General features: G+C 69.3%; 18 protein-coding genes. 11 read left to right on the top strand and 7 right to left on the bottom strand.

Annotated features, from left to right (window positions below):
• On the top strand, positions 1-226 hold a 226-nt coding region (locus VGE03_RS16365; RefSeq protein ID WP_331047540.1), incomplete at its 5' end, for a peptidylprolyl isomerase.
• A gap of 78 nt (positions 227-304) precedes the next feature.
• On the opposite strand, the gene rnd is transcribed toward VGE03_RS16365, so the two are convergent.
• Positions 305-1,453: a ribonuclease D gene (gene rnd / locus VGE03_RS16360; RefSeq protein WP_331047539.1), complete on the bottom strand. Its 1,149-nt coding sequence runs from the start codon at positions 1,451-1,453 to the stop codon at positions 305-307.
• A gap of 80 nt (positions 1,454-1,533) precedes the next feature.
• Between rnd and purM the strand changes: the two genes are divergently transcribed.
• A complete protein-coding gene (gene purM / locus VGE03_RS16355; protein ID WP_331047538.1) occupies positions 1,534-2,571 on the top strand; it encodes a phosphoribosylformylglycinamidine cyclo-ligase in 1,038 nt (345 codons plus the stop codon).
• Here the strand turns inward: purM and VGE03_RS16350 are convergent.
• Positions 2,568-3,038 (bottom strand): hypothetical protein, encoded by a 471-nt coding sequence (locus tag VGE03_RS16350; protein ID WP_331047537.1) that lies wholly within the window; start codon positions 3,036-3,038, stop codon positions 2,568-2,570. The two genes, purM and VGE03_RS16350, sit on opposite strands and share 4 nt — an antisense overlap.
• A gap of 140 nt (positions 3,039-3,178) precedes the next feature.
• Between VGE03_RS16350 and purN the strand changes: the two genes are divergently transcribed.
• Positions 3,179-3,781: a phosphoribosylglycinamide formyltransferase gene (gene purN / locus VGE03_RS16345; protein ID WP_331047536.1), complete on the top strand. Its 603-nt coding sequence runs from the start codon at positions 3,179-3,181 to the stop codon at positions 3,779-3,781.
• 63 nt (positions 3,782-3,844) lie between these two features.
• Here purN and VGE03_RS16340 read toward each other — a convergent pair whose 3' ends face one another.
• Both VGE03_RS16340 and ndk read right to left on the bottom strand, forming a co-directional pair.
• Positions 3,845-4,054: a hypothetical protein gene (locus tag VGE03_RS16340; RefSeq protein ID WP_331047535.1), complete on the bottom strand. Its 210-nt coding sequence runs from the start codon at positions 4,052-4,054 to the stop codon at positions 3,845-3,847.
• Between the two features lie 132 nt (positions 4,055-4,186).
• Positions 4,187-4,606: a nucleoside-diphosphate kinase gene (gene ndk / locus VGE03_RS16335; RefSeq protein ID WP_331047534.1), complete on the bottom strand. Its 420-nt coding sequence runs from the start codon at positions 4,604-4,606 to the stop codon at positions 4,187-4,189.
• 140 nt (positions 4,607-4,746) lie between these two features.
• Between ndk and VGE03_RS16330 the strand changes: the two genes are divergently transcribed.
• Positions 4,747-6,657, top strand: a complete 1,911-nt coding sequence (locus VGE03_RS16330) for an ABC-F family ATP-binding cassette domain-containing protein (RefSeq protein ID WP_331047533.1) — start codon at positions 4,747-4,749, stop codon at positions 6,655-6,657.
• A complete protein-coding gene (locus VGE03_RS16325) occupies positions 6,654-6,893 on the top strand; it encodes a DUF2164 domain-containing protein (protein ID WP_331047532.1) in 240 nt (79 codons plus the stop codon). The genes VGE03_RS16330 and VGE03_RS16325 overlap by 4 nt, the downstream gene beginning before the upstream one ends.
• Before the next feature lie 189 nt (positions 6,894-7,082).
• Here VGE03_RS16325 and VGE03_RS16320 read toward each other — a convergent pair whose 3' ends face one another.
• Positions 7,083-7,781 (bottom strand): AIM24 family protein, encoded by a 699-nt coding sequence (locus tag VGE03_RS16320; protein WP_331047531.1) that lies wholly within the window; start codon positions 7,779-7,781, stop codon positions 7,083-7,085.
• 386 nt (positions 7,782-8,167) lie between these two features.
• Here VGE03_RS16320 and mutL point away from each other — a divergent pair, with 386 nt between their 5' ends.
• Together mutL and VGE03_RS16310 are read left to right on the top strand one after the other, a co-directional pair.
• Positions 8,168-10,063, top strand: coding sequence for a DNA mismatch repair endonuclease MutL (gene mutL, locus VGE03_RS16315; protein ID WP_331047530.1), 1,896 nt, complete (start codon positions 8,168-8,170; stop codon positions 10,061-10,063).
• A 66-nt stretch (positions 10,064-10,129) separates the two neighbouring features.
• A complete protein-coding gene (locus VGE03_RS16310) occupies positions 10,130-10,303 on the top strand; it encodes a hypothetical protein (protein ID WP_331047529.1) in 174 nt (57 codons plus the stop codon).
• A 9-nt stretch (positions 10,304-10,312) separates the two neighbouring features.
• Here VGE03_RS16310 and VGE03_RS16305 read toward each other — a convergent pair whose 3' ends face one another.
• Complete coding sequence (locus VGE03_RS16305; RefSeq protein WP_331047528.1) at positions 10,313-10,855, bottom strand: thioredoxin family protein; 543 nt, start codon at positions 10,853-10,855, stop codon at positions 10,313-10,315.
• 215 nt (positions 10,856-11,070) lie between these two features.
• On the opposite strand from VGE03_RS16305, the gene VGE03_RS16300 reads away from it, so the two are divergent.
• Positions 11,071-13,920: a pitrilysin family protein gene (locus VGE03_RS16300; RefSeq protein ID WP_331047527.1), complete on the top strand. Its 2,850-nt coding sequence runs from the start codon at positions 11,071-11,073 to the stop codon at positions 13,918-13,920.
• A gap of 67 nt (positions 13,921-13,987) precedes the next feature.
• Here VGE03_RS16300 and arsH read toward each other — a convergent pair whose 3' ends face one another.
• Complete coding sequence (gene arsH / locus VGE03_RS16295) at positions 13,988-14,701, bottom strand: arsenical resistance protein ArsH (protein WP_331047526.1); 714 nt, start codon at positions 14,699-14,701, stop codon at positions 13,988-13,990.
• 37 nt (positions 14,702-14,738) lie between these two features.
• Between arsH and VGE03_RS16290 the strand changes: the two genes are divergently transcribed.
• The 3 genes from VGE03_RS16290 to arsC are packed head-to-tail and all read left to right on the top strand — an operon-like array spanning position 14,739 to position 16,154.
• Positions 14,739-15,080, top strand: coding sequence for a helix-turn-helix transcriptional regulator (locus VGE03_RS16290; protein WP_331047525.1), 342 nt, complete (start codon positions 14,739-14,741; stop codon positions 15,078-15,080).
• Positions 15,068-15,745 carry an MIP/aquaporin family protein gene (locus tag VGE03_RS16285; RefSeq protein ID WP_331047524.1) on the top strand — a complete coding sequence of 226 codons (678 nt, stop codon included), beginning with the start codon at positions 15,068-15,070 and terminating at the stop codon, positions 15,743-15,745. The genes VGE03_RS16290 and VGE03_RS16285 overlap by 13 nt, the downstream gene beginning before the upstream one ends.
• Positions 15,738-16,154 carry an arsenate reductase (glutaredoxin) gene (gene arsC, locus VGE03_RS16280; protein WP_331047523.1) on the top strand — a complete coding sequence of 139 codons (417 nt, stop codon included), beginning with the start codon at positions 15,738-15,740 and terminating at the stop codon, positions 16,152-16,154. Before VGE03_RS16285 ends, arsC begins: the two co-directional genes overlap by 8 nt.
• The last annotated feature ends 42 nt before the right edge of the window (positions 16,155-16,196 follow it).

Below are 16,196 nucleotides of genomic sequence, written 5' to 3'. Positions count from 1 at the left end.
GTTCTCGGCCGAGCCGCACACCCGCGGCGCCGTCTCGATGGCCCGCACCTCGGACCCGAACTCGGCCAACAGCCAGTTCTTCATCGTCTTCGACGACGCCACCTTCCTGGACCGCCAGTACACCGTCTGGGGCAATGTCATTGAAGGCATGGAGCACGTCGACGCCCTGCCGAAGGGCGAGCCGCCGCGCGCCCCGGGCAAGATCGTCAAGGCTGTCGTCGCCTAAGAGCGACCTAGGGATCAGGTTCTAGGGGCTAGGTGTTAGGGGGCGAAACCCTAGAACCTGGAACCTAGAACCTAGAACCTACTCGATCTCCACCACCTCGACCCGCGGCCCGTTCAGGACCAGGGCGATCTCGCCGCGCTTCAGCTTCAGCGCGTCCTCGCCGAACAGCTGGCGGCGCCAGCCCTTCAGGGCGTCGACGTCGGCCTCGTCGCTCAGGGCGATCTTCTCCAGGTCGGCGACATTGGCGATCAGCTTGGTGGCCACGCCGGCGTTGTCGCTCTTGGCCTTCAGCAGCACCTTCAGCAGCTCCACCACCGACGGCGGGGCCGGCTGGTTGTGCGCCGGGCGCTCCAGCTTGGGCGCGTGGGCCTCCGGATCGGCCATCACCCGCTTCAGCTCGCTGATCAGGTCCAGACCCAGCCGCGAGGCGCCGAAGCCCTTGGGCACCGAGCGCAGGCGGTTGAAGGCGTCCGGGTCCAGCGGCGCCTGGGCCGCGATCTCGTCGATGGCCTCGTCCTTCAGGATGCGGCCGCGCGGCTGGTCACGCTCCTGCGCCGCCCGCTCGCGCCACACGGCGGCGGCGACGAAGGGGGCCAGGTATTTGGCCGAGAATTTCTTCGGCTTCAGGCGCTTCCACGCCTTCTCCGGATCGGTGTCGTACAGGGCCGGGTCGGTCAGGTCGCCCATCTCGGCGATCACCCAGTCCAGACGCCCCTCCTTCTGCAGACGTTCGCGCAGCTTGGGATACAGGGCCGCCAGATGGGTCACGTCGCCCAGCGCATAGGTCAGCTGGGCGTCCGACAGCGGGCGTCGCGCCCAGTCGGTGAAGCGGCTGCCCTTGTCGACTTCCTGCCGGATCATCTGGCGCACCAGCGCCTCGTACGAGACCTGGTCGCCGAAGCCGGCGGCCATGGCGGCCACCTGGGTGTCGAACATCGGCCGGGGCATGGCGCCCAGCTTGGCGAAAATCTCCACGTCCTGACGGGCGGCGTGGAAGACCTTCAGAATCGATTCGTCGCGCAGGAGCTCGAGGAAGGGCTCCAGATCGAGCCCCTCCGCCAGCGGATCGATGATCGCGGCGTCTTTCGGCGAGGCGGCCTGGATCAGGCACAGCTTGGGCCAGTACGTCGTCTCCCGCATGAATTCGGTGTCGACGGTGATGAAGGGCTCGGAGGCCAGACGCGCGCAGAACTCGCGCAGCGCCTCGGTGGTGGTGATCGGCGTCATTGGGATGCTATAGCCCCGCGCGACGCGGTTGTGGCAAGAGCCGCGACATATTTCCGCCCACTGATTCAGGCCCGTGACCGATGAGCGACACCCCCGACAGCCTCAAGAACGGCCTGACCTATGCGGATGCGGGGGTCGATATCGACGCCGGCGAGATGCTGGTCGAGCACATCAAGCCGCTGGCGAAGTCCACCGCCCGTCCCGGTTCGGAGCCCTCGCTGGGTGGTTTCGGCGCCCTGTTCGACCTCAAGGCCGCCGGCTTTGAGGACCCGCTGATCGTCACCACGACCGACGGCGTGGGCACCAAGCTGAAGATCGCCATCGAAACCGGCCGCCACGACGGCGTCGGCGTCGATCTGGTCGCCATGTGCGTCAACGACCTGCTGGCCCAGGGCGCCGAGCCCCTGCTGTTCCTCGACTACTACGCCACCGGCAAGCTCGAGATCGACGCCGCCCGCCGCGTCGTCGCCGGCATCGCCGAAGGCTGCCGTCAGGCCGGAGCCGCCCTCGTCGGCGGCGAGACCGCTGAAATGCCCGGCATGTATTCGGGCGGCGACTACGATCTGGCGGGCTTCTCGCTGGGCGCCGTCGAGCGCGGTCAGGCCCTGCCGTATCTGGACCGCCAGCAGGCGGGCGACATCATCATCGGCATCGGCTCGTCGGGCCCGCACTCGAACGGCTATTCGCTGATCCGCAAGGTGGTCGAGAAGTCCGGCCTCGGCTGGGACGCCGACGCGCCGTTCGCCAAGGACCGCTCCCTGGCCCAGGCCCTGATGGAGCCGACCCGCATCTATGTGAAGCCGGTCCTGCCGATCATGAAGGCCGGTCTGGTCAAGGGCGCCGCCCACATCACCGGCGGCGGCCTGATCGAGAACCCGCCGCGCTGCATCGCCGAGGGCCTCCAGGCCAGTTTCGACTGGGACGCCTGGCCGATGCCGCACGTCTTCCAGTGGCTGGGCGAGGTCGGCGGCATCTCGGATCACGAGCTGCGCCGCACCTTCAACTGCGGCGTCGGCTTCATCCTGATCGTCAGCCCGGAGAACGCTGAACCGGTGCTGGCCGCCCTGCTGAACGCGGGCGAGGTCGCCTTCGTCTGCGGCCAGCTGGAAGCGGCCTAACCGCCCGACGCCTCAAGGCTGGAGTAGGTCACGCGCAGCACGGTCGCGCGGCCTTCGCTCTGGCGCAGGGACACGGTCACGCCCTGACGGGTCCACACCGGCCGGTTCGCCGGCTGGGTGGCCTCGGCCACGAAGCCCGCCTGTTCGAGCGGACGGCGGATCGCGCCCCTCACGGTGTCCAGCGACACGGTCCGGGCCTGCAGGGTGCAGGCGCGCAGCACCTCGCCGTCGTCCTCGCCCTCGTCATCCGCGAGACGCAGCACGAAGCGCGGCGGCTCCTCGGACGTGGCCATGTCCACCGTCACCCCGTCCTCGTTCGCGACGACGAAGCCCAGGAACTCGGCCGCGGCGCGGTCCTTGTCGCCGCCGACGAACGGCAGGCAGACGTTGACCAGCACATCCCGCGCCGTGTTGTCGCCCTGCGGCGGGGTGACGGCGAGCGCGGCGGCGAACAGGACGGCGAACATGTGACGGATTCCCCTCGAAACAGACGGCGGCACTGTTTCCGAGCCGAAACGAACGCGCAAGCGCCTCTTCCACCAGCACGGACCGTTGACCGGGCCCGGGCCCGGCGGCAAAGGTCCGCCCTCTCCCCGAGGCCCGCCCCATGACCGCTTCTTCGCCGCGCCGCACCCGTGTCGCCGTCCTGATTTCCGGGAGCGGGTCCAACATGGCCGCGCTGATCGAGGCCTCGCAGAAGCCCGATGCCCCGTTCGAGGTGGCGCTCGTGCTCTCCAACCGGCCGACGGCCGGCGGACTGGCCATCGCCGCCGCCAGGGGCGTTCCGTCGGTCGTCGTCAATCACCGCCTGTTCGGCGAGGACCGCGAGGCGCACGAGCGCGCCGTCGACGCCGCCCTGATGGAGCACGGGATCGAGGTGGTCGCCCTGGCCGGCTACATGCGCCTGCTGACGCCCTTCCTGGTCCGGCTCTGGGCCGCGCGGATGATCAACATCCACCCCAGCCTGCTGCCGAAATATCCGGGCCTGAACACCCATGCCCGCGCCATCGAGGCGGGTGATTCCGAGGCCGGCTGCACCGTGCACCTGGTCACCGAGGGCGTCGACGAGGGCCCGATCCTCGATCAGGAAACCGTCCCCCTGCTGCCCATGGATACGCCCGAAAGCCTCGCCCAACGGGTTCTCGTGGCCGAGCACAAGCTCTACCCCCGCGCCCTCGCCGACTTCTGCCGCGGGCTCCGGCTGGGCTGAGACGGACAGGAAAACGGCCCCGGTGATCGCTCACCGGGGCCGTTTCCGTTCAGCCGAACAGGATCAGTTCGGGCGGCGCGGGGTGGTGGCCGCACCGGCCACGGCGCCGATGGCCGCGCCCGCGACCGTCGCGCCGGTGTCGCCGCCGACCGCCTGACCGGCGATGGCGCCGCCGATGGCGCCCGTGGCGGCGCGTTGCTCCATCGTCGTGCCGCAGGCCGACAGCAGGGCGACGGCGGCGATGGCGGGGGTCAGCTTCAGGATCGTTTTCATTATTCCGGTTCCTTGGGGAGAAAGACCGGACAAAAACGAAAACGGCCCGCGTCCGGTTCCGGACACGGGCCGTTCATGCGTTCAGGCCGCGTCGGGTCGAGAAGGCGGAGCCTTCTGACCGCGGCCCAAAAATCAGCCGACGATCTGGTCTTCGGTGAAGAACTGGGCGATCTCGATGCTGGCGTTTTCCAGCGAGTCCGAACCGTGGACCGAGTTCTCGCCGATCGACAGGGCGAATTGCTTGCGGATGGTGCCTTCGGCGGCCTGTTCCGGGTTGGTGGCGCCCATGACTTCGCGGTAGGCGGCGACGGCGTTCGGGCCTTCCAGCACCTGAACGACGACCGGCTCGGCGGTCATCTGCTCGACCAGCTCGCCGTAGAACGGGCGCTCGGCGTGAACTTCGTAGAACTTCTTGGCCTGGTCGGTCGACAGCTTGACGCGGCGCTGGGCGACGATGCGCAGGCCGGCGCCCTCGATCACGGCGTTGATCGCGCCGGTCAGGTTGCGGCGGGTGGCGTCCGGCTTGATGATCGAGAAGGTGCGTTCGGTCATGGGATGACTTCTGGTTTGGGAGATTGAAGGTCGCGGGCTTATAGACGCGCGCTCCCCGGTTTCCAACCGCCTCACAATTTTGCCTCTATCGCTGACCGATCGACGGTCGGCGGCTCAGGGGCGCGCCCGAGTTCTGGACTATGCTGCAGATCAACCGCCTGACCCTCAACGCCTGGGGCCGTTCGTTCCTCGACGACGCCTCCGTCAGCCTGCCGCCGGGCGCCAAGGTCGGCCTCGTCGGCCGCAACGGCATCGGCAAGTCGACCCTGTTCAAGGTCATCCTGGGCGAACTGGTCGCCGGCGGCGACGAGGTCAGCCTGCCCAAGACCGCCCGCATCGGCTCGGTCGACCAGGAGCATCCGGCGACGCCGACCAGCGTGCTGGAGACCATCCTTGAGGCTGACGTCGAGCGTCACGACCTGCTGACCCGCCTCGAAACCGCCGAACCGGAGGAGATGGGCGAGATCTGGGGCCGCCTGATCGAGATCGACGCCGACGCCGCCCCGGCCAAGGCCTCTGAAATCCTCGTCGGCCTGGGCTTCTCGCAGGAAGACATTCACCGCCCCATGGCCCATTTCTCGGGCGGCTGGCGGATGCGCGTCGCGCTGGCGGCGGCCCTGTTCGCCGAGCCGGACATGCTGCTGCTCGACGAACCGACCAACTACCTCGATCTGGAAGGCGCCCTGTGGCTTGAGGCCCGCCTCAAGAAATACCCGGCGACGGCCCTCATCATCTCCCACGACCGCGAGATGCTGAACGAGGTCTGCACCCACATCCTGCACCTCTCGAACCGCAAGCTGGACCTCTACACCGGCAACTACGACACCTTCGAAAAGACGCGGGCCGAGAAGCTGCGCCTGATGGCCGCGACCCAGTCCAAGCAGGAGGCCGAGCGCGCGCACCTGCAGAAGTTCATCGATCGCTTCAAGGCCAAGGCGTCCAAGGCCACCCAGGCCCAGTCGCGGGTCAAGAAGCTGGAGAAGATGGAGCGGATCGAGCTGCCGCCCGAGGAGCGCGTCGCCCCCTTCGTCCTACCCTCGCCCGAACGCCCCCTCCCCCCGCCCCTGATCCGGCTGGAGAAGGCCAACGTCGGCTATGAGCCGGGCAAGCCGATCCTGCGCAATCTCAACCTGCGCATGGACCTGGACGACCGCATCGGCCTGCTGGGCGTCAACGGCGCGGGCAAGTCGACCTTCGCCAAGCTCATCGCCAAGGCCCTGACGGTCGAGACCGGCGAGTTCCACCGCGACGGCAAGATGCGCGTGGGCTGGTTCCACCAGCACCAGATCGAAGCCATGGATCCGACCGACACCCCGCTGGAGATCATCCGCCGGGCCATGCCGGAAGCCTCGGAAAGCAGCCGCCGCTCGAAGCTGGCCCAGTTCGGCCTGCCCTTCCAGAAGCAGGAGACCACGGTCGCCAGCCTGTCGGGCGGCGAGCGCGCCCGCCTGCTGCTGAACCTGGTGGCGATGGAGTCGCCGCACATCCTGATCCTCGACGAACCGACCAACCACCTCGACATCGACAGCCGTCGGGCCCTGCTCGACGCCCTGAACGAGTACACGGGCGCCGTCATTCTCATCACCCACGACCGCTCGCTGATGGAGCTGGTCGCCGACCGCCTGTGGCTCGCCGCCGACGGCACGGTCACTCCGTTCGACGGCGACATGGACGACTACGCCAAGTTCGTTCTGGACCGCGCCAAACAGGCCGGAATGAAACCGTCGCAGGTGAAGCATGAGCCGGCCGCCGAAGCCGCGAACCCTGCCCCTCAAGCAGCGAGCGGCCGCGCCGCGAGCGATAGGGGCGCAAAAAAGAGCGGACCGTCGCCGTCCACGCTCAGGCATGCGGTGAAGAAGGCGGAAGAGCGCATGACCCAGCTCTCCGCTGATCTCTCGCGCCTCGACGACGACCTCGCCAACGCCGCCGCCAACGATCCGAAGAAGCTGGAAGGCCTCAGCCGCTCGCGCGCGAAGACCCAGGCCGACCTCGACGCCGCCGAGGCCGCGTGGATGGAGGCCGAGGAAGCCCTCGCCGAGGCCACCGCATGACACCGATCAGGTTCAGCCGCGAGGAAATCGCCGCCATCGCCGCGAAACTGCGCCCCTATTTCCGGGACGAGTTCGACATCGAGCTGCGCGACCTCCCGGCCGAACTTCTGGTCGACTTCCTCGCCCGCGAAATCGGCCCCTTCTTCTACAACCGCGCCCTCTACGACGCCCAGGCCGTGGTCAGGCAGAAAGCCGACGATATCAGCGAAGCCATCGCGGGGCTGGAGCGGAGCTGACGTCTCCTCCCCGTTCGCACCGCGAATGGGGAGGTGTCGCGCTTCGGATACGAAGCGTGACGGAGGGGGCGGCTCAGGCTTCTGAAAGCTGGCCGCCAATCCCTTTCCATCCGCGCCGCCCCCTCCGTCTCCTCGCACGCTCGGAGCCACCTCCCCGTCGCGCCGCGATAGGGAGGAGACCCGCCAATCCTACGACTGCCCCTGCTGCATGTAGGTTTCCTCGTATGGCTGGACCACGACCCAGCCCTCGCCCTCGAACTTCATCTGGATGCTCTCGCCCGAGCCCCGGCCGACGAGGGTCTTGAGCGAGATGTCCGTCGCGATCTCCGGCGACAGCCCGCCCGACCAGGCCACGGTGGCGTTCGGGTCTGTGAAGATCGGCCCGGTCTCGCGGCTGACCTTGAGGATCAGCGGATCATAGTGGCTGGTGATGGCCACGATGCCGCTGCCGCTCAGCTTCACATTGAACAGGCCGCCGGACATCATCCCGGCCACCCGCTTCATCATGGTGATCTGGTTGCTGACCCCGGTCTCCAGCGCCAGCACATCGTTGCCGTTGGCGAAGATGGTCTCGTTGTCGAGGCGCAGCAGGGTGATCTTCTTGCCGGTGTCGGCCAGGTAGACGCGACCCTGCCCCTCCACCTTCATCAGCACCATGCCCTCGCCGCTGACGGCCTTCTTCAGCAGGTTGCCGATGCCCTGCTCCATCAGGCCCTGACGGGTGAATTTCACCGAGCCGGTGCGCGCGACCATCGCGCCCGCCTTGGCCCAGATCGAGCCGTTCAGCTTCACCTCCAGCAGGTACTGGTTCTCCAGCTCGAAGGCGTCGCTGGTGACGTCCTTCTCCTTGTAGGCGGCGATGAACTCGGCGACGGTCTTGACGGGCATGGGAACCTCGAAAGCGCATTGAATGGACGCGCAGGTTGAGCGGACCCGGCCCCTTCGCGCAAGCGCGTGATTGCAAACGCCTCGCAATCTTCACCCTGACCTTCGTGGCCGAGGCGGGGTAACCCACCGGCTCACCTCCCCATCGCCCCTTCAAGGCGATGGGGAGGACAGATCGGCGCCTTCGCCGATCAGGAGGGGGCGGCGCAGACGGTCGGTGATTAGCCGCCGACACCGGTGTCCGCGCCACCTCCGGCCCCTCCCGCGCCGCCCTCACCTGACCGCCGCTCACGCGCCGGTCTGTCCTCTCCATTCGCTTGGGGCCGAATGGAGAGGTGAGCGCCCCGCCCCTTCTTGCGCCCCCCGGATCAGGCCATACTTCCGAATCCATGCCGATCCGCCGCCTCCCCCCAGAAACCGTCAACCGCATCGCCGCCGGCGAGGTGGTCGAACGCCCGGCCAGCGCCATCAAGGAGCTGGTCGAGAACGCGCTGGACGCGGGCAGCACCCGCATCGAGATCCAGGCGGATGGCGGCGGCCTGTCGCGCATCCTCATCGCCGACGACGGCCACGGCATGGCTCCGGACCAGCTGGCCCTGTGCGTCGAGCGGCACGCCACCTCCAAGCTGGAGCCCGACGACGCCGGCGACGTCGACCTGCTGCGCATCCACACCCTGGGCTTCCGCGGCGAGGCCCTGCCCTCCATCGGCTCGGTCGCCCGCCTGACCATCACCAGCCGCCCCCGTGAAGGCGGCGACGCGCACCAGATCACCGTCGAGGGCGGCGACCAGCGTCCGGTCGCCCCCGCCGGCTTCCCCGGCCCGCACGGCGCCCGCGTCGAGGTCCGCGACCTCTTCTACGCCACCCCGGCTCGCCTCAAGTTCATGAAGTCCGAGCGGGCCGAGGCCATGGCCATCTCGGAGGAGATCAAGCGGCAGGCCATGGCCCATGAGGGCGTCGCCTTCACCCTCGACCTCGACGGCAAGACCGTCCTGCGCCTGCCCGCCGAACACCCCGGCGACCACGGCCGCCTGAAGCGTCTCGCCGCCCTGCTGGGTCGTGATTTCGAGGCGAATGCGCTGCTCATAGATCAGGAGCGCGACGGCGTCCGCCTGACCGGCTATGCGGGCCTGCCCACCTACAGCCGGGGCAACGCCGCCCACCAGTTCCTCTTCGTCAACGGCCGACCGGTGAAGGACCGCCTGCTGCAGGGCGCCCTGCGCGGCGCCTACGCCGACTTCCTCGCCCGTGACCGCCACCCGGCCGCCGTCCTCTTCCTCGACATCGATCCGCTCTACGTCGACGTGAACGTCCATCCCGCAAAAGCAGAAGTCCGCTTCCGCGACCCCGCCCTGGTGCGCGGCCTGATCGTCGGCGCCCTGCGCCACGCCCTCGCCGCCGCCGGTCACCGCGCCAGCACGACGGTGGCGGCGGATGCGCTGAGCGGGTTCCGGGCGCACGAAGGCGTCGCCGCCCCGGGTGTGGGGAATGGGGTGTGGGGTGTCGGCTCAAGCGCTGGCGGCAGCGCCGCCGGCTACAGCGGCTGGCAAGCCTGGGCCGCCCCGGCCAGCCAGACCGCCCAGATCCTCCCCGGCCTCCATGACCGCAGCGCCCGCGTCGAGACCTTCGACACCCCCCACACCCCATACCCCACACCCGGTTCCCTCGACCCTCGCCCCTCGACCCTCGCCCCTTCCGAACTCGACCTCCCCCTCGGCGCCGCCCGCGCCCAGTTGCACGGCACCTACATCGTCGCCCAGACCCGCGACGGCCTGGTCGTCGTCGACCAGCATGCGGCCCACGAACGCCTCGTCTATGAGCGGATGAAGACCCAGATGGCCGAGGGTTCCGTCACCCGTCAGGCCCTGCTGACGCCCGAGGTGGTCGAGCTCGACCCCGCCGAGGCCGATCGTGTGGCCGCGCGCGCCGACGAACTGGCCGAGTTGGGTCTGATCGTCGAGCCCTTCGGCGGCGGCGCCGTCCTGGTGCGCGAGACCCCGGCCCTGCTGGGCGACACCGACGTCCAGGGCCTGATCCGCGACATCGCCGACGACCTCGCCGAACACGGCGCCGCCCTGTCGCTCAAGGAACGCATGGCCGAGGTCTGCGGCACCATGGCCTGCCATGGGTCGGTGCGGGCTGGGCGGGTGTTGAGCGCGCCGGAGATGAACGCCTTGCTGAGGCAGATGGAGGCCACCCCGCACTCAGGCCAGTGCAACCACGGACGGCCTACGTATGTGGAGTTGAAGCTGGGGGACCTGGAGAAGCTGTTCGGGCGGCGGTGAGGAGGCCATCTCAAGAGCGACGATCACTGCTATTCAACGGGTATCGAACACTGCGGAGCTTCGACCATGGCGTATGACGCCAAAGTGCTGGAGGTGATGATCGCATCGCCGAGTGATGTAACCGCCGGCCTCATCAAAGCTGCCAACAACAAGCGGCAGGTGTTTCGGGTTACCGCTGAAGGTTACGAGACCGCCGATAAGATCGCTCCTTCCGATTTGGAGATAGGCGCAAATCAGTAAGCGCGGGCCTCACACCCCCCGATCCGCCAGCATCGCCAGCTCCTCATAGATCGCATCGCCCGACCGGCTTTCCGCATTTCGCCAGCTGGTGGCGGTGGCGGGGTTCACCAGCGTCCCGTCGGCGGTCAGGACCAGCACATTGGGCAGGCCGGGCAGCTCCGGCAGGCCGAAGCGGCGGGCGATGGCGAGGTTGTGGCCGTCGCCGGTGCGGGGCATGCCGATGTTGACGAAGACCAGCTCGTATTTGCGGTCGATCAGGGCGGCGAAGCGCTCGGTCTCCAGCCAGCCGGCCAGGGTGCGGCTGTCGCTGCACCAGTTGGCGCCCATGACCAGCAGGACCCGCTTGCCGGACGCCCGGGCGCGCTCCAGCGCCGCGTCCACGTCGCCCATCGCGTTGTCGCTGACCAGATAGGAGCGCGCCTGCGGCCTGGGCGCTTCCGGCGGCGTCGGCGCGACCGCCGCCACAGGCGTCACGGGAGCCGCGGGTCCGGAGGTCGTGGCGCAACCGGCCAGGGCGCTCGCGACCGCGAGCGACAACACGATGGTTCTCATTTTCGATGTTCCCCATGGGCGACATCGCCCGCGTCCGGCGCGCTTCTCCGATACTTTCGTGACGCGCTCAACACCGTTCGCCCCGCCCCCCGTCATCCCCGCGACGGACTCCGCCCTCCCCCGCGTTCCACCCCTGTCCGGGGGGATCCGCTTCACGATTGCGCGCGCGCCGCCGTTCGTTAAGGTCCCCCCGCCTCACAACAGGGACCGTACCCATGCGTCTTCGCTCGATCTCCCTCGCCGCCCTTCTGGCGGTGATGACCCCCGTCGCTCCGGCCATCGCCCAGAACGCTCCTCGGGCGGCGGCCGCGCCGTCGGCCGCCACCGCCCCGCAGGCCGCGCCGCTGCGCGCCGCGCCGGTGTCGGAACTGGTCTCGGAGGTCTCCATCCCGTGGTCGCGCTTCCAGCTGGACAACGGCCTGACGGTCATCGTCCACACCGACCGCAAGGCGCCCGTGGTGGCCGTGTCGGTCTGGTACAACGTCGGCTCCAAGGATGAGCCCGCCGGTTCGACCGGCTTCGCCCACCTGTTCGAGCACCTGATGTTCGGCGGCTCGGAGAACGCCCCGGGCAGCTACCTGGGCCGCATGCGCAACCTCGGACCGTCGAACCTGAACGGCACCACCTGGTTCGACCGCACCAACTATTTCGAGACCGTCCCGACCCCGGCGCTCGAGACCGCCCTGTTCCTCGAGAGCGACCGCATGGGCTATCTGCTCGGCGAAGTCGGCCAGGACGTGCTCGACCTGCAGCGCGGCGTCGTCCAGAACGAGAAGCGCCAGGGCGACAACGAGCCCTACGGCCTGTTCGAATACGCCCAGCTGGAAGCCCTCTTCCCGGAAGGCCACCCCTACCGCCACTCGACCATCGGCTCGATGGCCGATCTGGACGCCGCCAGCCTCGAGACCGTGCGCAACTGGTTCCGTGACAACTACGGCCCGAACAACGCCGTGGTCGTCCTGTCGGGCGACATCGACGAGGCGACCGCCCGCACCCTGATGAACCGCTATTTCGGCGCCATCCCGCGCGGTCCGGTGAACACCCCGGCCCAGGCCGACGTCCCGACCCTGGCCGAGCCGATCGTGGCCACCATGCATGACCGCGTGGCCAACACCCGCCTGACCCGCAGCTGGGCCGTGCCCGGCCTGCTCAGCGACGACGCCGTGCCGCTGTCGGTGGCCGCGCAGGTGCTGGGCGGCCTCGCCTCCTCGCGCCTCGACAACCAGCTGGTCCGCGGCGAGCAGGTGGCCGTGTCGGTCTCCTCGTCCCTGTCGGACTTCCACCGCGTCGGCATCTTCGACATCTCGGTCGATGTGAAGCCGGGTCAGGACGCCGCCGAGGTGGGCCGTCAGCTGGACGCCATCGTCGCCGACTTCATCGCCCGCGGCCCGACCCAGGAAGAGGTCGACCGCGTCGCCACCCAGTATGTCGCGCGCCGCATCCAGAGCCTCGAACAGGTCAACGGCAAGGCCAACGTCCTGGCCGAAGGCCAGCTCTACGCCGGCGACCCCGACCACTACCGCCAGGAACTGGCCCAGTACGCCTCGGTCACCCCGGCCCAGGTCACCGCCGCCATGCAGCGCTGGCTGACCCGTCCGGTCTACAACCTGACCATCGCCCCCGGCGAGCGTGAGGCCTATGTCGAGGCCTCGGCCGCCCCGTCGGGCGCCGCCCCGGTCCCGGCCGCCGAGATCCAGCGTGTCGCCCGTCCGCCGATGCCGGAAGTCGGCCAGGTGCCGGACCTGACCTTCCCGGCCGTCGAGCGCACCCGCCTGTCGAACGGCATCAACGTCGTCTACGCCCAGGTCGACACCGTGCCGGTGACCCGCGTCGCCGTCGAGTTCGACGCCGGCTACGCCGCCGACCGCGCCAACCAGCTCGGCGCCCAGGCCATGATGCTGGACCTGCTGGACGAGGGCACCACCACCCGCGACGCCAACCAGCTGGCCGAGGAAGAGGAACGCCTCGGCGCCTCGGTCAACGTCGGCGCCTCGATGGACCGCACCTCGGCCGAGCTGTCGACCGTCACCGCCAACCTGACCCCCGGCCTGACCCTGCTGGCCGACGTCGTCCGCAACCCGGCCTTCGATGACGCCCAGATCGAGCGCATCCGCGCCCAGCGTCTGGCCGGTCTGGCCAGCGAGCGGACCAACCCGGGCGCCATCGCCGCCCGCGCCCTGCCGCCGCTGATCTACGGTGAAGGCAGCCCCTACGGCCGGTCGTTCACCGGCACCGGCGACGCGGCCACCATCACCGGCCTGACGCGCGCCGATCTGGTCGCCACCCACGACGCCTGGGTTCGTCCGGACAACGCCACCATCTTCGTGGTGTCGGACCTGCCCCTGTCGCAGGTCACGCCGCAGCTGGAAGCCGCCTTCGGCGACTGGCGCGCCCCGTCCGTGGCCAGGGGGACCAAGGACTTCTCGGCCGCCATCCCGGCCACGACCAGCCGCATCGTCCTGATCGACCGTCCGCAGTCGCCGCAGTCGCTGATCTACGGCGGCGCGGTCCTGCCGGTCTCGGGCACGGACGACCTGCTGGCCCTGAACGCCGCCAACGTGACCCTCGGCTCGGACTTCCTGTCGCGGATCAACTCGGACCTGCGCGAGACCAAGGGCTGGTCCTACGGCGTGCGCGGCAGCGTCAACAGCCTGCAGCACCGCGTGCCCTACATCGTCAATGCGCCGGTGCAGGCCAACCGCACGGGCGACTCCCTCGTCGCCCTGATCGCCCAGTATGACCGCTTCCTGCAGACCGACGGCGTCCAGCCGAACGAGCTGGAGCGGACCATCAACGGCAACACCCGGTCGCTGGCCGGCGGCTTCGAGACCTCGGGCCAGATCCTCGGCGCCCTGCGTTCGAACGCCCTGTACGGCCGTCCGGACAACTACCAGACCACCCTGGCCAGCCGCACCCGCGCCCTGACCGCGGCGGAAATGGACGCCGCCGCCCGTCAGGTCATCCACCCGGACCAGTTCGTCTGGGTCATCGTCGGCGACGCCTCGGTCGTCCGCCCGCAACTGGAAGCCCTCGGCCTCCCGGTGGAAGTGCGTTCGGCGCAGTAAGACCCGGCCCCGGCCGCTAAAGTCGAGCCCCCGCCGGACCTTCCGGCGGGGGCTTTTCATTCCGGCGTCAGGTCAGGCTGTTCAGGTGCTCCGCCCCCGCCGGGGGCCGCCCCTCCGCCTTCCGCTCACTGTAGCGATCGACCAGGTAATCCGCGTTGCCTCGCGTCAGCAGGGTGAATTTGAACAGTTCCTCCATCACATCCACCAGGCGGTCGTAATAGGCCGACGGCTTCATCCGGCCGTCGTCGTCGAACTCCTGATAGGCCTTGGCCACGCTGGACTGGTTCGGGATGGTGATCATCCGCATCCAGCGCCCGAGGATGCGCAGTCCGTTCACCGCGTTGAAGCTCTGCGATCCCGCGTTGACCTGCATCACCGCCAGCGTACGGCCCTGCGTGGGGCGGATGCCCCCGCTCTCCAGCGGCAGCCAGTCGATCTGGCTCTTGAACACGCCGGTGACCGCGCCGTGCCGTTCCGGGCTGCACCACACATGCCCCTCCGACCACAGGGACAGGTCGCGCAGCTCGGCCACTTTCGGATGGTCCGGCGACGCGTCGTCCGGCTGCGGCAGGCCGCGCGGATCAAAGATGCGCGTCTCGGCGCCCATCGCCCGCAGCAGCCGGTCGGCCTCCTCGACCAGCAGGCGACTGTACGACCGCTTGCGCAACGAGCCGTACAGCAGCAGGAAACGCGGCGGATGAGCGGGCGTCGAGGCGGGCGCGAACCGCTCCGGCGCGGGATGATCCTGAAACCCGGCGTCCAGCGCGGGGAAGTCCGTCATGGCTTGTTCAATCCTATATTCGTTGTATTCTTGAAATATGGAAATGAACGACGCCGTCAACGCCCTTTCCGCCCTCGCCCACGCCGGACGGCTCGCTGTCTTTCGCGAACTGGTGACCGCCGGTCCGCAGGGTCTCGCCGCGGGCGAGGTCTCACGCCGCCTCGGCATCGCTCCCAACACCCTGTCCGCCGGCTTCACCATCCTTGCGCACGCCGGCCTGGTGACCAGCCGTCGCGACGGACGGTCGATCATCTACGCCGCCGCCTTCGGCCAGATGGCGGGGCTGCTCGGCTTCCTGATGGAGGATTGCTGTCAGGGTCGTCCGGAGGTCTGCGCCCCCGTCGCCGAGATCGCCGGTCGCGCCGCATGCTGCGCCTGACCGGCCGCGCGGTCGCCGCCGAGGCCCTCGGCTCGGCCCTGCTCGTCGCCACCGTCGTCGGTTCGGGGATCATGGGCGAGCGGCTGGCGGGCGGAAACCTCGCCGTGGCCCTTCTCCTCAACGCGGTCGCGACCGGAGCCATCCTTGTCGTCCTGATCACCGTCCTGGCCCCGATCAGCGGCGCGCATTTCAATCCGGTCGTCTCGCTGGCCTTCGCCCTGCGTCGACGCCTCTCGCCGTCGGCCCTCGCCGCCTACATCCCCGCCCAGATCGCCGGCGCCTGCCTCGGCGCCCTGCTCGCCAACCTCATGTTCGACCTGTCCGCGATCCGGATATCCACGCATCTGCGCGATGGCCCGTCCCAACTCCTGTCCGAGGTCGTGGCCACCGCCGGTCTGCTGCTGACGGTGTTCGGCGCCGTCCACGCGCGGCCCGCCGCGACGCCCGCCCTTGTCGGGCTCTACATCACCGCCGCCTACGCCTTCACGGCCTCGACATCCTTCGCCAACCCGGCGGTGACCCTGGCCCGCACCCTCACGGACACCTTCTCCGGCATCGCCCCGGCGTCGGCCCCGGCCTTCATCGGCGCCCAGCTGGCCGGACTGGCCGTCGCCCTGCCCCTTCTTCACTGGCTTCTGGCCGAGGAACGCCCCCAGCATGCCTGACCGCTTCCCCGTGGTGATCCATCACAACCCCGACTGCGGCACCTCCCGCAACGCCCTGGCGATGATCGAGGCGGCCGGCCATGCGCCGACGGTCGTGGAGTACCTCCGGACCGGCTGGACCCGCGCCCACCTCCAGTCGCTGCTGGCCGTCATGGGCGCCGGACCGCGCGACATCCTTCGCGACAAGGGAACGCCCGCCGCGGAACTGGGCCTGCTGGAGGACGGGGTCGGCGACGACGCCCTGCTCGACGCCATGATCGCGCACCCGGTCCTCGTGAACCGGCCGATCGTCGCCACCCCGAAGGGCGTCGCCCTGTGCCGCCCGTCAGAGGTCGTGCTGACGCTTCTGGACGCGGCGCCCGCGGAGTTCATGAAGGAAGACGGCGAGGTCGTTCGGGCGACCCGCTGATCCCGGCGCTTGCGTGATCGACGGCGTTGCGCCAACCAGACC

It is taken from the genome of Brevundimonas sp. (genome assembly GCF_036400995.1).
In the GTDB taxonomy this organism is placed as follows: domain Bacteria; phylum Pseudomonadota; class Alphaproteobacteria; order Caulobacterales; family Caulobacteraceae; genus Brevundimonas.
The sequence above is the reverse complement of the archived record's forward strand: the minus strand, read 5'-3'. Positions and strand labels throughout refer to the sequence as shown.

Excerpts from the sequence above, each read along its gene's own strand:
- VGE03_RS16350 (WP_331047537.1), bottom strand. The coding sequence starts at position 3,038 with ATGTTCGCCGTCCTGTTCGCCGCCGCGCTCGCCGTCACCCCGCCGCAG.
- mutL (WP_331047530.1), top strand. The coding sequence starts at position 8,168 with ATGCCGATCCGCCGCCTCCCCCCAGAAACCGTCAACCGCATCGCCGCC.
- ndk (WP_331047534.1), bottom strand. The coding sequence starts at position 4,606 with ATGACCGAACGCACCTTCTCGATCATCAAGCCGGACGCCACCCGCCGC.
- VGE03_RS16310 (WP_331047529.1), top strand. The coding sequence starts at position 10,130 with ATGGCGTATGACGCCAAAGTGCTGGAGGTGATGATCGCATCGCCGAGT.
- purN (WP_331047536.1), top strand. The coding sequence starts at position 3,179 with ATGACCGCTTCTTCGCCGCGCCGCACCCGTGTCGCCGTCCTGATTTCC.
- VGE03_RS16320 (WP_331047531.1), bottom strand. The coding sequence starts at position 7,781 with ATGCCCGTCAAGACCGTCGCCGAGTTCATCGCCGCCTACAAGGAGAAG.
- VGE03_RS16305 (WP_331047528.1), bottom strand. The coding sequence starts at position 10,855 with ATGAGAACCATCGTGTTGTCGCTCGCGGTCGCGAGCGCCCTGGCCGGT.
- VGE03_RS16325 (WP_331047532.1), top strand. The coding sequence starts at position 6,654 with ATGACACCGATCAGGTTCAGCCGCGAGGAAATCGCCGCCATCGCCGCG.
- rnd (WP_331047539.1), bottom strand. The coding sequence starts at position 1,453 with ATGACGCCGATCACCACCACCGAGGCGCTGCGCGAGTTCTGCGCGCGT.
- purM (WP_331047538.1), top strand. The coding sequence starts at position 1,534 with ATGAGCGACACCCCCGACAGCCTCAAGAACGGCCTGACCTATGCGGAT.
- VGE03_RS16340 (WP_331047535.1), bottom strand. The coding sequence starts at position 4,054 with ATGAAAACGATCCTGAAGCTGACCCCCGCCATCGCCGCCGTCGCCCTG.
- VGE03_RS16285 (WP_331047524.1), top strand. The coding sequence starts at position 15,068 with ATGCTGCGCCTGACCGGCCGCGCGGTCGCCGCCGAGGCCCTCGGCTCG.
- VGE03_RS16300 (WP_331047527.1), top strand. The coding sequence starts at position 11,071 with ATGCGTCTTCGCTCGATCTCCCTCGCCGCCCTTCTGGCGGTGATGACC.
- arsC (WP_331047523.1), top strand. The coding sequence starts at position 15,738 with ATGCCTGACCGCTTCCCCGTGGTGATCCATCACAACCCCGACTGCGGC.
- VGE03_RS16290 (WP_331047525.1), top strand. The coding sequence starts at position 14,739 with ATGGAAATGAACGACGCCGTCAACGCCCTTTCCGCCCTCGCCCACGCC.
- VGE03_RS16330 (WP_331047533.1), top strand. The coding sequence starts at position 4,747 with ATGCTGCAGATCAACCGCCTGACCCTCAACGCCTGGGGCCGTTCGTTC.
- arsH (WP_331047526.1), bottom strand. The coding sequence starts at position 14,701 with ATGACGGACTTCCCCGCGCTGGACGCCGGGTTTCAGGATCATCCCGCG.